The following is a 15,586-nucleotide window of genomic DNA, read 5'->3' as shown; positions in this document are numbered from 1 at the left end:
AGGGCTACGCTCCTTTTGCCAATGAAGAGTAGGGTGAAAAAGTTAACGATACTATTATAACAGTTTGCGCAGAGAGGATAAAAGAGAGGGGATTACACCGTTTGTGAAATAAAAGAGCGCCCTGTCCAACCGTTAGTCGGTCAACCAGAGCGCTCCATTTTCTATTTAGCTGAGGTTGTCTTCAATACATACTTGGATAATGCATCGTTATTGATTTGATAGATGATATGATCATTGTACGTTGAATATCCATCGAGCAATCCAGGAGAGGAAGCAAATACATATTCATGTTCGGTGTCCAATGTCTGCGGATCAAGGATATAACCTGCTTTGGCAAAATTCAGTTTGTAATTTTGATCCTGTGTACGCTCAACAACCATCAACGCTTCCTGCTGATCTTTGAACGTTCGCTCTGTGACTTTACCCTTCATGGTGTACAGCTCCAGCTTCTGACCTGTAAACACGGTATATCCGTTGCCAGCGGTTTGAACATAGGCATCACCGGCAATGGCACGGCCCCAGGCCATCTTGCCATCGGTGCCAAAGCCCATCAGTTTGTTGCCTGTGTTCGCGAAATTCGCACGCATGATCACGGAGCCATCATCCAGAATGGCCAGTGATTCACCGCCGCCGTCTCCCAGGGTGTTGGCATTACTTGGGAACTGATAGAAAGAAAGACGATTCAGCGTGCGATCATAGATCTCCACTTTGGGATTGGCCGCTGCTTGCCAGAAGTTGCCGACTTTGGTTTGTTTGCTGGCGTCTACGACGATTCGATTGCTGCCTGCTTTGAGCACAGCGCCGTTAATGGTCTTTTCCGTGATCAGTTTGCCCTTTTTGTCATATAGCGAGATAGCCGAACGCACAGAACCATTCGATTGCACACCTGCGCTTGAGGCAACCAGTAATGTATCATTATCCAGCAGGTAGATGGAAGATGAATTATTTAGGGTCTTGACCCAGTTGGTTTTGCCGGTTGTATTATACGAATATACTTTCTTGGTTCCATCGGAATATTCCATATATACATAGGCTGTGCCGTAGCTGGAATAGAGGGAGTTGGAGTACGTCGTATAAGGGCCGCTTTTCTCATGGAAAATAACGTTCCACTTCAATTGTCCTGTCGTGGCATCCAGTGCCTGGAGCGAATCCAGCTGCCAATCCAGTTTGGTATTGCTGCTTGTTTTGATCACGGGCTGTGAAGAATGAACGTACACCAGGTTTTTGGACGGAACAGCATTCAATTCCTTGATGATGACGTCTTTCTCCGTGTTCACTTCAGTGAGTGCGAGTGAAGATGAGGTCCAGGCAGCCTTTGGCAGTGGGGCACTTGAGTCTGCTGCGTAGCTTGGTGTATGCAGGCTGAAGAGGAGCGTGCCGCTGAGAATGAGGGCAGCCCATGTTTTGGACTTTCGTTTGTTGGATGTATGCAAGTTACAAACCACCTTTCTTCGATTCAAAATAGAACCGATTGTTGAATTCTACCATTTCATGCATGTGTAATTCAACCTGAGTGTCTGTAACCTTTTATCATTAGAATATATGATTATTGTTGTTTTGCGAATTTTAACGGTTACAGGGAATTCATCTTCTTCCTGTTGGGGGAGAAGTCTGCTATATTTAGTCCGGTGACATTGGCTAATCAGGCAAGAGCCAGACAGATTAGAGGAACGACAAGGAGAACAGACATGAACTGGAATGAAAATATGACCACTGTGGGTATTGGTGTAATTGTCCTTTTACTACTCATCGCTTGGATCATTCGCCGTGGGATTCGTCGAGGGCAACGTATACGAAGTGAAGCGAATCCGCGTAAGATTACGATTAAGGATATCGATAAAATGCAGGATGGATCGGAGTTTGAACTGTATCTGTATCACTTATTCCAACAGCTCGGTTATGACGAAGTACATAAGACGACAAGCAGCCGGGATTTTGGTGCGGATCTTGTATTTGTGGATAGAGCAGGCAGACGTAATGTCATTCAGGCCAAGCGTTACGGAGCAAATCATCCGGTAGGGCTAAGCGCAGTGCAGGAAATCTACACGTCCATGCGCTATTATGAGGCAGACCGCTCCATCGTGCTCACCTCAGCCAGATATACGGAAGCATGCCGCACGCTGGCGGCGGTCAACGGGGTGAAGCTGCTGGATCGGGAAGATTTAGTAGACCTGATCATGTTGTTTAAGTCCAGAAGAATGGAAGAGGCACTGGAACTGATCGAGGAAGATGATCATGAACCTGTGGAAACGTGGCAATCGAGGCGCAAAAGAGTTCCACGTTAATCACCTTCACTTGTCTGGCTGCACATGATATATTGAGTGCATACCAATCAAGGGAGTGTGTTCATTACAATGGCACGTACACAAACGCAAAAAGCATTGCGCAAAGCAGAACGGTCAGGACAATGGTGCCCTGAGCAAAGTCGAAGAGTAAACGGAGATTATGGAGCGTTATCCCAGCATGTTCGACTCATGCCCACGAAACAGGAAAAATTGCAAAAGGTCAAACACAAGAAGCGGACCCAGGATGGTGGTGCTTCTTTTTATTTTGTCTCTAGGGTGCGAATGGCTGGGTAGCATCATTATAGTAAAGCTCTTCCTTTGGTTGGAATGTACCCTTTGGACTGTTAAAATCAATATATCTTTTGAATTTGAATTTGAATTTGAATAGCTGCCGCTATATTTCCTCATATCTTAATTGAAGGGAAGAACCCTACATATGACCACAGTGCTGCGCATGAATAAAAGAATCGTTCGGCGTTTTTTGCTGCAAACGCAATCTTTATTGGCACGTTGGCCTGCCGCTACCTTGCCCTCGGGACCCGAACAGGTCATGCAGCTGATCCGCTCCCTTGGCTGCGTTCAGATTGATCCAGTCGCAGCCGTAACCGGAAATCAACATTTGGTGCTTGGCGCTCGTGATCCGGGCTATACCTCCGAGTATTTACATACCTTGCTGAGTAATCATCAAGTGTTCGAATATTTTGCCAATGCCGCATGTGTTATTCCGATTGAAGACTATGCTTTGTTCGAACCTGTGCGTGCCCGATTACGGGATCGTCTGGCTCCTTCCCTGCAAAGGCTGGAGAAGACTGTCCAGCATGTGCTGAAGCGTTTGGAAGAAGAAGGACCGTTACCCTCAAGAGCCTTTCGTGCCGTCGAACGGGTAAGTGGATATTGGGACAGTCCCGACGTACCGAAAACGAAGGACACCACACTCGCGTTGAACTTGCTGTTGGATTCAGCTGCCATTCGTGTTGTGGCAAGGCAGGGGAATGAACGTTATTTTCACATTACGGAATCCGGATTGATGGAGCAGGGCCAATCCATGACCGCGGAGATCGATCTTTTGACTCAAAGGCAGGCTCTGATGGACAAGTACATTCACGCCTATCGGGTTGTGGACGTCCGAGATCCGCGCTTGGGCTGGACGAAATCCACGGCTGCTGAACGTCGGAATGAGATTGCTGCACGTGTGGCAGATGGTCGCATGATCCCGCTGGAGGTAGAGGACGTTGCGACGCCTTATTACATCCGTGCAGAAGATGAAGCTTTGTTGCTTGAGATGGAAAAAGAAGAATCGCATTTTGATCCATCAGGTCCGGTACGATTCCTGCCCCCGCTGGACAACCTGCTGTGGAGACGGGAACGGATTGTGGATTTATTTGATTTCCATTACAAGTGGGAAATTTACACACCAGAGGTGAAACGCACCTACGGATATTACGCGATGCCCATTCTTCACGGAGATCGGCTGATTGGACGCATGGACCCGCGACTGGATCGCAAAACGGGCGTGCTGACGGTTCGATTGTTATCCATGGAAGAGGCCGCTCCGCCTGTGGAGGAATGGATCGCGGATTTTCGGGAGGGGCTCCAATTCTTTGCAACGATGCATGGAGCGCGTTCTATTACGGTAGAGAAGACAGTCCCGAATGAACTGAAAAAGCTGCTCAAGTCAATCTGATTCAAGTAGCGGAAAACAAGAAAGCGGGATGAAAAGAGTGTACACCAGTCCTGTAAAATGAAACTAAAAAGGGAGCCATGCCGGCTCCCTCTAATTACTATTTCACCATGAAACGCAAACCTTGCTTTTTCTCCAGCCCACGTAGGTTAATATGCATTTCAATTAACGCAAGTGCGGTACTTCAACGTTTGGATCAACATCTGCTTCATAATCCACGCCGTCGGTCTCGAAACCAAACAGCTGGAAGAATTCACGGCGATAACCTTCCAGATCGGACAGATCGTAGATGTTCTCTGTGGTCAGCTCGCTCCAGAGCTTCGCCACTTCTTCCTGAACGTCTGCTCTCATCTCCCAATCATCGATACGAATGCGCCCTGCTTCATCGGTTGGAACTTCTCCTCCCGCATACAGGCGTTCAGCAAACAAGCGTTGTAACTGCTCCACGCAGCCCTCGTGCAAGCCTTTTTCCTTCATGACTTTGTACAATGCAGAGATATACAGCGGCACTACAGGAATGGCAGAGCTCGATTGGGTTACCAGAGCTTTGGCTACGGTGAGGTAAGCACGTCCACCTGTTGCACTCAGGCGATCATTCAGCTTGTGTGCTGTCGCTTCGAGATGGTTTTTGGCCTGGCCGATGGAGCCATCACGATAGATCGCATGCGTAAGTTCAGGACCGATGTAAGAAAAGGCAATGGTTGTTGCGTTGTCGGCGAGTACACCACCTTGTTGCAAGGCATCCATCCACAGTTCCCAATCATCTCCGCCCATCACAGCCACCGTCTGGCGGATTTCTTCATCGGATGCCGGATCAATCGTAACGGACGTCACTTCTCCGGTATGGAAATTGACTGTTTTGTTCGTGTACGATTGCCCAATCGGTTTGAGCACGGAGTTGAATACTTCACCTGTGTTGGGGTCGGTACGGCGTGCGGAGGCTACGCTATAAACGACCAGATCGACTTGACCGAGTTCACTGCGAATCAGTTCAACGGCCTTTTCTCTTGTTTCATTGGCAAAGGCATCACCTGTGATGCTGTACGATTTCAGTCCTGCTTCTTCCGCAGCTTTCTCAAATGCAGCAGAGTTGTACCAGCCTGCTGAAGCCGTACGTTTCTCTGTAGAGCTGCTTGGGCGGTAAATGCCGATGGTGTTGGCTCCGGCACCAAATGCGGATACGACGCGCGAAGCGAGTCCATATCCCGTAGAGGCCCCGATAACGAGTACGTTACGCGGTCCGTCCAGCTTTGGCTGGGATCTCACATAATCAATCTGTTCCTGTACTTGTGCAGCACAGCCTACAGGATGGGAAGTCGTACAAATAAAACCACGTGTTCTTGGTTTAATAATCATTCATTTGCATCCTTTCATAGTCAACTCTTGTCATCATTAATGGATCATATTCCTGTACATACCTCCTTATTGTAAAACAATTGCCCCCGAAACGGAAACCGTTTCGATGGATATGGCCTACATCCAGGTATTCCAGCTTCTCTTCCGGGATGATATTATATAGAAGATTCTAAGGATTGAAACGAAAGGAATACGAGCCATGCTGAAGGAACGGATTGAATTTCTGAGCAAAAGAAAACAAATCTCCCGTAAAGACCTTGTAGAAGGTCTGGTCACGCAGGCTCACTTTGCCAATATTCTGGCGGATCGTTATCCACTCCCTGAAGACTTGGCTGCAGCTATTGCTGAACGGCTGGGCGTTAAACCAGCCTATTTGGTGAATGCTTCAGCGCAGGATGATGAAACATTGGAACGGGCTGAAGCCATCTTTGAACAAATGTCAGTTCCGGCTTCCGCTATATCGGAAGATATCGTGCACGGGCTGGAGGATCGGGATGATTCGCTGACAGTAGAGCTGACCACGGCCTTGATGAAGGCGGTCTATTATCAGCAATTAAATGATGCAGCAGCTTATGAATATATACATACATCCTATTTGAATTTTTATTTGGAGAAATACGGCCGTCCTGACGATGTTGATCTGCCGCGTCCGTTAGCGAAGGCGTTATTATATTACAAAGTGCAATACTATCGTTCCAAGCTTGCCTATGTGGATGTGTTAACGCACGCAACGAGGCTCAGTGAATTGGCCCTTCCTGGTAGTGAATTCTGGCTGTCTGTGCAAAATATCAAGATGGAAGCCTACATTCAAGTCAAACAGTACGAAGATGCCAAGCAGGTGTTCGATCTCACCATGAGACATGTCTATGATCAGCGGCTGTTTCATCGGTTGTCCGGCTTATATGTGGCGTACAGCGGATATTGCTTTGCGATGGGACTGGTACAGGAGGCGCTCTCGGCATTGACGATGGCGGAGGCGAATCTGGTGTATGCCGGGAATCAGGGAGATCTGGTCACTGCCATTGCGAATAATCGAATTGTCATGTTAACCATGACGGGGGAGCTGGATCAGGCGCAGTCGGAGATCGAGCGATTCGAATCCCTTTTGCAGCAGGAACTCGAAGAAACCCAGCAGGCCATGAAGCCGTTAGTGAGTGTGTATCGGTGTGAAGTGGCACTGGCACGGAAGAATTGGGGTGTACTTGCGCAGAGTGTGGATCAACTATTGAAATGTGCAATGACCCAGGATCAGCAGATGAGCGGAACGTTCTACCAGAGTCATCTGGCTCTAGCGCATGGAGATCGCGAAGTGTTTATGGAGCGTGCACTTGCATGTCTGCCTTACTTTGAGTCCGTACAGCATTTCATGCGGCTTGAACCGTTATATGAGGGAATGGCCGTGGTGTCTGAGGATCAGCGTAAATATAAGGAAGCTGCCATGTACTATCGGAAGCTGGTTTATCTGTTACGCAAAAAATAAATGGAAAATCAGCTTGAAAAGGCCATTTTCAGGGTGGGTTTTGTACGTCAACAACGGATCTGGCACAAAATATAGTTGCTGATCCTTCATTCAAGAGCCGTGTAGCGGCTCTTTTTTTGCGGAATTAACTCCAATGTATACAAAAGAGACGATCATTCTGTGTTTCATTTGCCGAATTTTTCGTTTCTTTTGTATGCGGCCAGAAGGGTATTCAAGGACAAGCCCTCGTGATTATAATTTAACTATAACCAACAATAAAACAAATGAGGTGTTCACAATGGGATGGTTTGGTAAAAAGAACAAGCAGGAAGATGCGATTGCCAAAGCGGATAAAATGATGAATAAAGGACTCACCGGCATGATGATGAAAGGTTTTGTATCGAAGGAACACCGGGAGGCCATCAATCAGAGTCTGGATTCAGCGAAGCAGGCGCAACTGGCAGCAAGTGGTGCTCTTCCATTAACTGCAACTGCCACGGTGCTCACGATTACGGATACAGGTAAATTGATCAATTTTGATCCGATTGTTGTGCTTGTTCTGGATGTGACAGAGACAAACGGCAATCAGTATCAGCGAACACTGGAGACTCTGGTGTCCAAGATGCAGATTCCACGCGTGGGAGATCGGGTAGGATTGGGCCAAAATCCAGCGAATCCCTCTGAGCTGATCTATATGGGACTGTTATCCGTCTAGAAGGTGCTCGGGTTACGAGAGGGTAGTCTACTAGTTCAATAATGCAATTAACAACGTGTAAAAGAGAGATAGAGAGGGTGGGGGATATGGTAGGATTCCTGAGATTCATTGGCGTATTGACTGTATTTGGGGTAGGGTTCTCCCCGTTTCTGGCACAGCAGCTGTGGAATGATCCTTTTATCATTATGCAGGCATGGTGGTATACACCGGCCATTTTTGCCGGATTTGGGCTGATCTTTATCCCCTCCATTTTGGGTAATATCTTTGGCGTAGGACGGGTGAAATCAGGTTTACCAGCGGTTGGTGTCATTAAGAGCGTCCAGCAGACGGGAACGTATATTAATGAGCAGCCGGAAGTTCGATTGGCTCTGACCGTTTCCCGCAAAGGACGGGAGAAATACGATACCGAGTTAAGAACCATTATACCGTTAACGTCTATGGCTCAGTTCCAGCCGGGCAGCTTAATTCCCTTAGTGGTCTCTGTGAAGGATGAACACAAGGTAGGGCTTGATCTGAAGGGGAGGCTATCGCAGGAAGATATACAGCAATTGCTGAATGAGAAGATGGTGCAGCATGGCGTGGCACCTGAGATGATGGATATTGCACGAACGGGCGAGAAAGCGATGGCCAAAATTTTGGATGTTACTCCACTTGGAAGCGGAGGTAATGGCAAAATAAAACTTCAGCTAACGCTTAGTGTAACGAAGTCAAATGGAGAGACGTTTAAGGTGACGATACCGAAGGAAATTTATCCATCTGTCCTACCTCAGGTTCAGCAAGGTCATATTATTAACGTGATCTATTCGAAGCAGGACCCGTCAAAGTTGATGCTGGCACTGAGTGTACAGGAAGAACAACTAAGCAATTTGTTCTCATCCTGATGCTGTTTGAACAAAAAACCTGTACCATCACGATTCAAGTGATGGGCAGGTTTCTTTTGTGTATTTTATTTTAGGGGGAATCTGGATGAGCTTAGCTTGAGGTCAGACGATGCCAAGTCGCATCCGATAAGAGAACAAAACTTCTCTGGATTCACCGGAAAATATGCGGGCAGCCAAATGTCTGAACTCGTCTGCTGCCGCGAGCAGATCAGTGGCTCCAAGCTTAACCGCCGTTTGCAATCCTCCTTGACTCAGGGCCAGATTGACGTATCGGTCTGCATCGAATGTTTCCCGGTGATGAAACACAATTTCACGCGAATAACGGAATAAGCCGGATTGCTGAATCTGCTGCAAATGTCCGTCTTTACTCCATTTATGTGCCTGATTTTCATGGGGGGCCAGACTGGCTGCTCGATGATCGGCTTCGGTATTCAGCTGTAGATACGCTTGCTCCAGTTGCCAATCCAGCACAGGGGGCCAGTCACAGTCGTAAGCGGCAAAAATGCCTCCCCGACGAAGTACACGCGCGAACTCGCGTAGTGTGGACTCGGGTTCCATCCAGTGGAACGACTGTGAGCAGGTTACAATATCCACACTGCCATCGGGCAGTCCCAGTTCATGAGACAGCCCGGACACAAAGCGAAGATGGTCCGGCTTGCCTGCCGCCTCCCATTTGGACTCCGCAACAGCTCTCATGTCGTCGCTCGGTTCCACACCAATAACTCGTTCTGCCTGATCCAGCCAAATCCACGAGGATAAACCGGTACCACAGCCAACATCTGCGACCATGCGAGGTTTGCTGCCCAAATAATTCGTCAGAATATCCACGACCTCGGTGGGCGCAGCAGGCCGGTTCTGGTCATATAACGTACCGAAACCCTTGAATCGTTCCACATTGTTACGTCTAATGTCTTGCATGGACAAACCTCCTTCAGGAAATGGATCGATAGCCAAGCAAAAGAATCAACAGATGATCAGAGCTCAATTATATCATTCATTCTTCAACCTATTGTTAACGACCTGTTGCAAATGTTCTACCGCTTTGATATGTCGTCTGAGCAGTTCCTGTCCAATGTGTGGAGGCTTGACTACGGTCAGGTCCGATCCGAACGACATCAGGAAGGAGTACAGCCATTCTCCCTCATTCAGTTCAAGGGCAACGCGCAGCCTGCCATCGGGCTCTTTTTCAATGCGGGAGGGTTCAAAAAAATCATACACCCTATACGCAATAGCGTAGGAGAACGACAGTTCCAGAGCGATTTGATTGATAGCGACTTGAGTCTCATTTTCCGGTAATCCGATGTTCATATTGTTTCGGGGAACCCTCGGCAGAAATTTCAGCTGGGTAATGCGTTTCATTTTGAATGTCTGAAATTCGTTCCGGTCGTGCTCGTCGTGAATATACCCCTTGAAATACCAGGTACTGTTCTTGAACAAAAGTTTGAGCGGCTCAACGGTCGGAACACTCTTCTCTCCATCCGAATTGACATAGTGAAACGTAATCCATTGATTCGTGAAGATCGCCTGCTTGACCTGATTGAACAGTTCCCTCTCCTGCTGTGGAATGCTGCCCCAGGGTGAGAAATCGAACTCGATCCAATCCAGCTTGTGATCAAACAGGGCGGTTAAACGTTTGAGCATATGGGCAGTGTTAAGGTGAGGGATGGCGCTGACGCTATATAATCCAAGCAAAATTTCATTCTGATCATCCTCGGATAACAAGGATTTGTCCATGACAAAGTTGTCCATGAGATGGATGCCGCCATGCTTTCCGGTTGTCGTGTATACGGGAATACCCGCTGCACTCAGTCTGTCGATATCACGGTACACCGTGCGCACGGATATCTCGAACAAACGCGCGAGCTCGGGAGCGGTAGCTTTCTTTTTCTCCAATAACAGCAATAGCATTCTGAATAATCGGTTATTTTCCATGCCGATATTATACCATGACAGTAGGTGTCAGGGTATGGGTGGTACACTGGATGTACAGTGTTACGAAGATCATAAGGAGGAATGAATGATGTCGATGAAAGACGGATTTTTCTGGGGTGGCGCAACGGCTGCCAATCAGTTTGAGGGTGGATGGGACAAGGGTGGCAAAGGCCCAAGCACTTCCGATATGATGACAGGTGGTACTCACACAACACCACGACGCATTACACCAGTACTGGAAGAGGGCACATATTATCCGAGCCACGAAGCGGTTGATTTTTACGGTCATTACAAAGAGGATATTGCCCTGATGGCCGAAATGGGCTTCAAAATGTTCCGCATGTCCATCAACTGGTCCCGAATCTACCCGAACGGGTATGATCTGGAGCCAAACGAAGAGGGATTGCAGTTCTATGACAACGTCTTTGCCGAGTTGAAAAAGTACAACATTGAACCGCTCGTGACCATTTCTCACTACGAGACGCCATTTGGTCTGACCCAGAAATATAACGGCTGGGCTTCCCGCGAAGTGATTGATTGTTATATCCGATATTGTACAACCCTCTTTACCCGATACAAAGATCAGGTGAAATACTGGCTGACCTTCAATGAGATTAACTGTTTGACGATGCCAATGGGGGCTTATATGGCTGCAGGTATCCTGTTTGAAGGTAAAGAGACACTGATCGATGGCGTTGATGATCCACAGACCCGCTTCCAGGCGCTGCATCACCAATTTGTAGCAAGTGCAAAAGCGGTGAAGCTGGGACATGAGATCAACCCTGATTTCCAAATCGGCTGTATGGTCGCTTTCATGACAACCTATCCGAACACATGTAATCCAGACGATATTTTGCTGGCACAGAAGAAGGATCAAATTTCCAACATGATCTGCGGCGATGTACAAGTTAGAGGAGCGTATCCCGGCTTCGCCAAACGCTTCTTTGCGGAACAGGGCATCCAGATCGAGATGCAGCCGGAAGATGAGCAAACACTGCGTGAAGGATGCGTGGACTTCTACTCGTTCAGCTATTACATGTCGATGGTTGAAAGTGCTGATGATTCGTTGGAGAAAACAGAAGGAAACCTTCTTGGCGGTATCAAAAATCCCTATCTGGAGGCTTCCGACTGGGGCTGGCAAATCGATCCGAAAGGATTGCGTTACACCCTGAACCACCTGTATGACCGTTACCAGATTCCATTGATGGTCGTGGAGAACGGGCTGGGTGCAGTGGACGTGGTCGAGGAAGATGGCTCCATTCAGGATGACTATCGTATTGATTATTTGAAGGGTCACATTGAACAAATGAAAGAAGCCGTTGCCGATGGAGTAGATCTTATCGCTTACACGATGTGGGGATGTATCGATCTGGTTAGCGCATCCACGGGCGAGATGAAGAAGCGTTATGGCTTCATTCATGTGAACAAGGACAATGACGGTAATGGTGATCTCAGCAGAACACCGAAGAAGAGCTTCCACTGGTACAAAAAAGTCATTGAATCCAATGGCGAGGAGCTTTAAGTTGCCACGATAAAATGGAATCATAATGACGTAAAAGAACCTCACGGGTGCAGGATTGCCCATGAGGTTCTTTGTATTCGACAAGGGTGTAATCAAGGATGTGCGCTGGCGGATTAGCGTAAAACCTCCTGAAAAGTGCTTGTGAAAAGAGACAAGGTCTAGGCCAGCTTCCTGGACTGCAGCAGGGAGATTCGTTCCAAATAGCGCTGGTAGAACCATATGCATGTGGCAAGCCAACATCCACTTAAAAAGTAACCTCCGACTACATCACTGGGATAATGCACGCCCAAATAAATGCGGCTCATGCCAATCGTCAGTATGAAGCCTGCACTCACGATAATCATCAGTACACGTCCGGCTGCTGTAGGTATATGCTTCCAGATCAGAAAAGCCAGTCCCCCGTACAGGCTGAACGCTGCCATGGAGTGTCCGCTGGGGAAGCTGTATCCGGTTACTTCAATGATACGGTGAATGGTTGGTCGCGCACGTTGAAACACGAGCTTCAGCAGGGTGTTCAGTATCGCTGAACCTGCGATGACACAGCCCAGAAACAGAAGCTCCCGTCGGTGCCTCAAAAAGACATACAACACGATCATTGAAATGATTGTAATACCGATGACGGGCAAGCCGCTGCCAATCCAGGTAAAGAACTCCATTGACCGGGTCATGCTGGGGGATTCCATGCCCTGAATCCACGCAATCAGAGAATCGTCAAATTGATGGATCTGGTTATCGCTGATGGACAGGGCAATGATTGCAAATACAGCAAGGCTCAGTGCTGCGGCGAGCAGTGGGATGGAAATGTTCTTTTTTAAATTTTGCATCCGTAGTTATGTTCCTCCAGGGTGTCTTTTTTCTTATCGTTCTCTAATCCCCCCTTAAAGCTGTTCCCAGAAAAGAGGGCTATGATCAAATGCAGGTTCTTTAAAAATGGGAAAAGGGGATTGCCTATGTCTTTCATATTAATAGATTACCAGCTTTTTCACTGGATTAACTTGCAGTCGGGACAGCTCACATACTTGAATGGCATCATGATATTCTTTGCGAAATTTGCGATTTTTATGTTCCCGGTGGGCATATTTGCGTATGGGGTATCGAAGAATCGTAGAAACCTCCTGATGTCACTGCAAGCCATTCTGGCAGCATGTGCCGGTACCGCCGCCAGTTTTATTATAGGTCACTTGCTGTACAGAGATCGCCCATTTGTGACTCATTCGGTCATTCAATTAATCAGCCATAGTGCGGATGCTTCCTTTCCAAGTGATCATGCGACGGTTGCATTTGCATGTGCCACTGCCTTTTGGCTGGGTCACGTCAGGTACCGATGGGGTTGGGTTTTCGTTGCCGCTTGTATTGCATTTGCCCGAGTATGGTCTGGCGTACACTATCCTTCGGATGTAGCTGCCGGAGCACTCCTTGGTGTGGGAAGTGCGTGGGGAGTCAGACAGATCTTCATCTGGTTGAAACTTCCAGCGCTGGTCATCCATTCACAGGCCAATGCATCCCATTCAAAAAAAAGCAAATAAAATGCTGTTCATCCGATGCTTCAGATCAGCTGTTCCAGAATCAGGATTCCATGCTGGAGTGTGGTGCATAAGAGGGCTGTTTGACAGCCCTCTTATGCATGAGCAGTTTCGGTTTGCCGTCTTTCAGAAGGCAGGTATGCGGGAAGCAGAATGGTCACGGTAGTTCCTTCATCTTCCCGGCTATCGATGAATATCTTTCCGTTGTACCGTTTGACGAGACGTTCCGCAATGGCGAGTCCCAGGCCAGTACCGCCTTGTTCACGGCTGCGGGTTTTATCGACACGGTAGAAACGATCAAAAACAAAAGGCAAGTCTTCTCTTGGAATCCCCATGCCTTTATCGGCAACCTGAATACAGATATCGTTGTCACGTCGCGTTCCGCAGACCTGAATCTCTTTGGTCAGCGGTGAATATTTAACGGCATTATCAACCAAAATCCGCAGAATCTGCTCCAGATGTTGAGGAAGGATCTCCACTTCAATACCGGATAGGTGCTCCAGATCAATGTCAAAGGCAGCGGCCGGGTGCAACTGCACAACGTTGGTGAGCGCATGCTGGACAGTCTGGCGAAGATCGACCGCAGTGTCTACTGCAATGTGCCCGGACTCGGATTGGCTGAGCATTAACAGTTCATTCACAATGGTTTTCAACCGTTTAAGTTCCTCGGCCGAGACATCCAGGGACTCATTCAAGACGTCCGGGTCATGCTTGCCCCAACGGTTCAACAGGGAAATGTGTCCTTCAATGATGGCAATGGGTGTACGCAACTCATGCGAAGCATCTTCGACAAACTGCTTTTGTTGCTGAAACGAAAGCTCCAGTTCATCCATCAGGCGGTTGAACATCCGGGCGAGATTGGACAGTTCATCATGTTGATCGGGCACATCGACGCGCTCATGAAGTCCTTTCTGCTGGATCTGGATCATCGTTGCATTCATAGTCATAATGGGCTTGACGAATTGGCGTGATAACAGAAATGCGCCCAGGATGCTTAATCCCACAGCTGCAATCCCCCCGGCAAACATCACCAGCAACAGCATATCGCTTAATTTGTCCGTAGTTTCCAGGTTAGTCACGATTTCAATCGTCCCGCTAAACTTGGTGGTCATGAGTGGAGACCTCATAATAAGCAGGTGATCTTCGTAATGCCATGCAGTGATCAAAATGCGTTTTTGCACCGTTTGCGGCTCAACCCACTGTTCAGGAAGGCGGTCGGTTACTTCAAGCAGTGCAGTTCCTTTCTGGTCTAGAATGCGGATCATCTGATTCTCCTGATTTAACTTGGTAATTAAAGAACGGTTATCTGCAATTTGCGCTGCTGACACTTCTTTCTCTTGCAGGTAACTTTCGATCTCATTCATGCTTTTCTCAATGTTTTGCTTTTCCTGAACAATGAGCCATTCGTTGATGACAAAGTATTGGACAATGTTATAGACAATAAACAATGCGCCAAGCAAGAGTGAAATCCAGATCGTCAGTTTCCAGCGAATAGACCAATGGGCACGGGGAAGATATTTTCGAATCCGGCGAATCATTTCTGAATCCCGTAACCCAAACCGCGTATCGTCTGAACAAAGCTGGGGGAACCCGGAGCATCGATTTTACTACGCAAATAACTGATATACACATCCACTACATTCGTCTCCACGTCAGCATCGTATCCCCACACCAGATCAAGCAGCATTTCCCGGGTCATGACACGGCCGATATTTTGCATGAGGATCACTAACAGGTCAAATTCGCGTCTCGTTAATTCAACAGCCTCTCCGTATCTCTGAAAAGTGCGTCCCTCCAGATCCAGCTGCAATCCTTGATGTATAAGTAAAGAATGTTCGCTGACCGTGCTGGAACGACGAAATAAGGATCTCATCCGTGCCAGCAATTCTTCAATGGCAAAAGGCTTCGGAATATAATCATCGGCTCCACTGTCAAGCCCCATGACTCGATCCATAACGCCATCCCGTGCCGTAATCATGATGATTGGCGTTTGTTTGATATTGCGTATTCTTCGGCACACTTCTACGCCATTAATGCCGGGCAACATGAGATCGAGCAGGATCAGATCCCACTCCTTTTCGAGTGCCAGTTCAAGTCCGTTTCTTCCATCGTAGGCTACACTTACCGTGTAGGCTTCATGCTGCAGTTCCAGTTCTATAAAGCGAGCCAGGTTTTTCTCATCTTCAATCAGCAATATGTTTTTCATTAGAATCGGTCCATTCCTTTAATTTG

15 protein-coding genes are annotated in these 15,586 nt (G+C 47.8%); 8 read left to right on the top strand and 7 right to left on the bottom strand.

Going from position 1 to position 15,586, the window contains the following annotated elements:
• Nucleotides 1–161 precede the first annotated feature (161 nt).
• Nucleotides 162–1,433: a hypothetical protein gene (locus JNUCC31_RS07160; RefSeq protein WP_192270037.1), complete on the bottom strand. Its 1,272-nt coding sequence runs from the start codon at nucleotides 1,431–1,433 to the stop codon at nucleotides 162–164.
• A 255-nt stretch (nucleotides 1,434–1,688) separates the two neighbouring features.
• On the opposite strand from JNUCC31_RS07160, the gene JNUCC31_RS07155 reads away from it, so the two are divergent.
• The 3 genes from JNUCC31_RS07155 (at nucleotide 1,689) to JNUCC31_RS07145 (ending at nucleotide 3,969) form a co-directional block, all read left to right on the top strand.
• Complete coding sequence (locus JNUCC31_RS07155; RefSeq protein ID WP_192270036.1) at nucleotides 1,689–2,285, top strand: restriction endonuclease; 597 nt, start codon at nucleotides 1,689–1,691, stop codon at nucleotides 2,283–2,285.
• Nucleotides 2,286–2,354: 69 nt separating this feature from the next.
• The gene (locus JNUCC31_RS07150; protein ID WP_192270035.1) at nucleotides 2,355–2,579 is read left to right on the top strand and encodes a hypothetical protein; all 225 of its coding nucleotides are present in this window, start codon (nucleotides 2,355–2,357) and stop codon (nucleotides 2,577–2,579) included.
• A gap of 160 nt (nucleotides 2,580–2,739) precedes the next feature.
• Nucleotides 2,740–3,969, top strand: coding sequence for a DNA glycosylase AlkZ-like family protein (locus JNUCC31_RS07145; protein ID WP_228469562.1), 1,230 nt, complete (start codon nucleotides 2,740–2,742; stop codon nucleotides 3,967–3,969).
• A 162-nt stretch (nucleotides 3,970–4,131) separates the two neighbouring features.
• Here the strand turns inward: JNUCC31_RS07145 and fabV are convergent, their stop codons facing one another.
• The gene (gene fabV / locus JNUCC31_RS07140; RefSeq protein ID WP_192270033.1) at nucleotides 4,132–5,322 is read right to left on the bottom strand and encodes an enoyl-ACP reductase FabV; all 1,191 of its coding nucleotides are present in this window, start codon (nucleotides 5,320–5,322) and stop codon (nucleotides 4,132–4,134) included.
• Nucleotides 5,323–5,521: 199 nt separating this feature from the next.
• Here fabV and JNUCC31_RS07135 point away from each other — a divergent pair, with 199 nt between their 5' ends.
• The 3 genes from JNUCC31_RS07135 to JNUCC31_RS07125 all read left to right on the top strand — a co-directional run bounded on the left by JNUCC31_RS07135 (nucleotide 5,522) and on the right by JNUCC31_RS07125 (nucleotide 8,377).
• Nucleotides 5,522–6,802: an XRE family transcriptional regulator gene (locus tag JNUCC31_RS07135; protein ID WP_192270032.1), complete on the top strand. Its 1,281-nt coding sequence runs from the start codon at nucleotides 5,522–5,524 to the stop codon at nucleotides 6,800–6,802.
• Nucleotides 6,803–7,079: 277 nt separating this feature from the next.
• A complete protein-coding gene (locus tag JNUCC31_RS07130; protein WP_192270031.1) occupies nucleotides 7,080–7,496 on the top strand; it encodes a hypothetical protein in 417 nt (138 codons plus the stop codon).
• Between the two features lie 86 nt (nucleotides 7,497–7,582).
• Entirely contained in the window at nucleotides 7,583–8,377 is a 795-nt protein-coding gene (locus tag JNUCC31_RS07125) for a hypothetical protein (protein WP_192270029.1), read from the top strand.
• A 102-nt stretch (nucleotides 8,378–8,479) separates the two neighbouring features.
• On the opposite strand, the gene JNUCC31_RS07120 is transcribed toward JNUCC31_RS07125, so the two are convergent.
• Together JNUCC31_RS07120 and JNUCC31_RS07115 are read right to left on the bottom strand one after the other, a co-directional pair.
• A complete protein-coding gene (locus JNUCC31_RS07120; protein WP_192270027.1) occupies nucleotides 8,480–9,295 on the bottom strand; it encodes a class I SAM-dependent methyltransferase in 816 nt (271 codons plus the stop codon).
• A gap of 72 nt (nucleotides 9,296–9,367) precedes the next feature.
• Complete coding sequence (locus tag JNUCC31_RS07115; protein WP_192272837.1) at nucleotides 9,368–10,285, bottom strand: helix-turn-helix transcriptional regulator; 918 nt, start codon at nucleotides 10,283–10,285, stop codon at nucleotides 9,368–9,370.
• 112 nt (nucleotides 10,286–10,397) lie between these two features.
• Here JNUCC31_RS07115 and JNUCC31_RS07110 point away from each other — a divergent pair, with 112 nt between their 5' ends.
• A complete protein-coding gene (locus JNUCC31_RS07110) occupies nucleotides 10,398–11,831 on the top strand; it encodes a glycoside hydrolase family 1 protein (RefSeq protein WP_416234426.1) in 1,434 nt (477 codons plus the stop codon).
• Nucleotides 11,832–11,989: 158 nt separating this feature from the next.
• On the opposite strand, the gene JNUCC31_RS07105 is transcribed toward JNUCC31_RS07110, so the two are convergent.
• Nucleotides 11,990–12,655: a phosphatase PAP2 family protein gene (locus tag JNUCC31_RS07105; protein ID WP_192270023.1), complete on the bottom strand. Its 666-nt coding sequence runs from the start codon at nucleotides 12,653–12,655 to the stop codon at nucleotides 11,990–11,992.
• 126 nt (nucleotides 12,656–12,781) lie between these two features.
• On the opposite strand from JNUCC31_RS07105, the gene JNUCC31_RS07100 reads away from it, so the two are divergent.
• Complete coding sequence (locus JNUCC31_RS07100; protein ID WP_192270021.1) at nucleotides 12,782–13,357, top strand: undecaprenyl-diphosphatase; 576 nt, start codon at nucleotides 12,782–12,784, stop codon at nucleotides 13,355–13,357.
• Between the two features lie 92 nt (nucleotides 13,358–13,449).
• Here the strand turns inward: JNUCC31_RS07100 and JNUCC31_RS07095 are convergent, their stop codons facing one another.
• Nucleotides 13,450–14,892 (bottom strand): HAMP domain-containing sensor histidine kinase, encoded by a 1,443-nt coding sequence (locus tag JNUCC31_RS07095; RefSeq protein WP_192270019.1) that lies wholly within the window; start codon nucleotides 14,890–14,892, stop codon nucleotides 13,450–13,452.
• Nucleotides 14,889–15,560: a response regulator transcription factor gene (locus tag JNUCC31_RS07090; RefSeq protein ID WP_192270017.1), complete on the bottom strand. Its 672-nt coding sequence runs from the start codon at nucleotides 15,558–15,560 to the stop codon at nucleotides 14,889–14,891. The genes JNUCC31_RS07095 and JNUCC31_RS07090 overlap by 4 nt, the downstream gene beginning before the upstream one ends.
• Nucleotides 15,561–15,586: the final 26 nt, after the last annotated feature.

The organism is Paenibacillus sp. JNUCC-31, assembly GCF_014844075.1.
GTDB lineage: Bacteria > Bacillota > Bacilli > Paenibacillales > Paenibacillaceae > Paenibacillus.
This window is presented reverse-complemented; position numbering and strand designations above follow the sequence as displayed.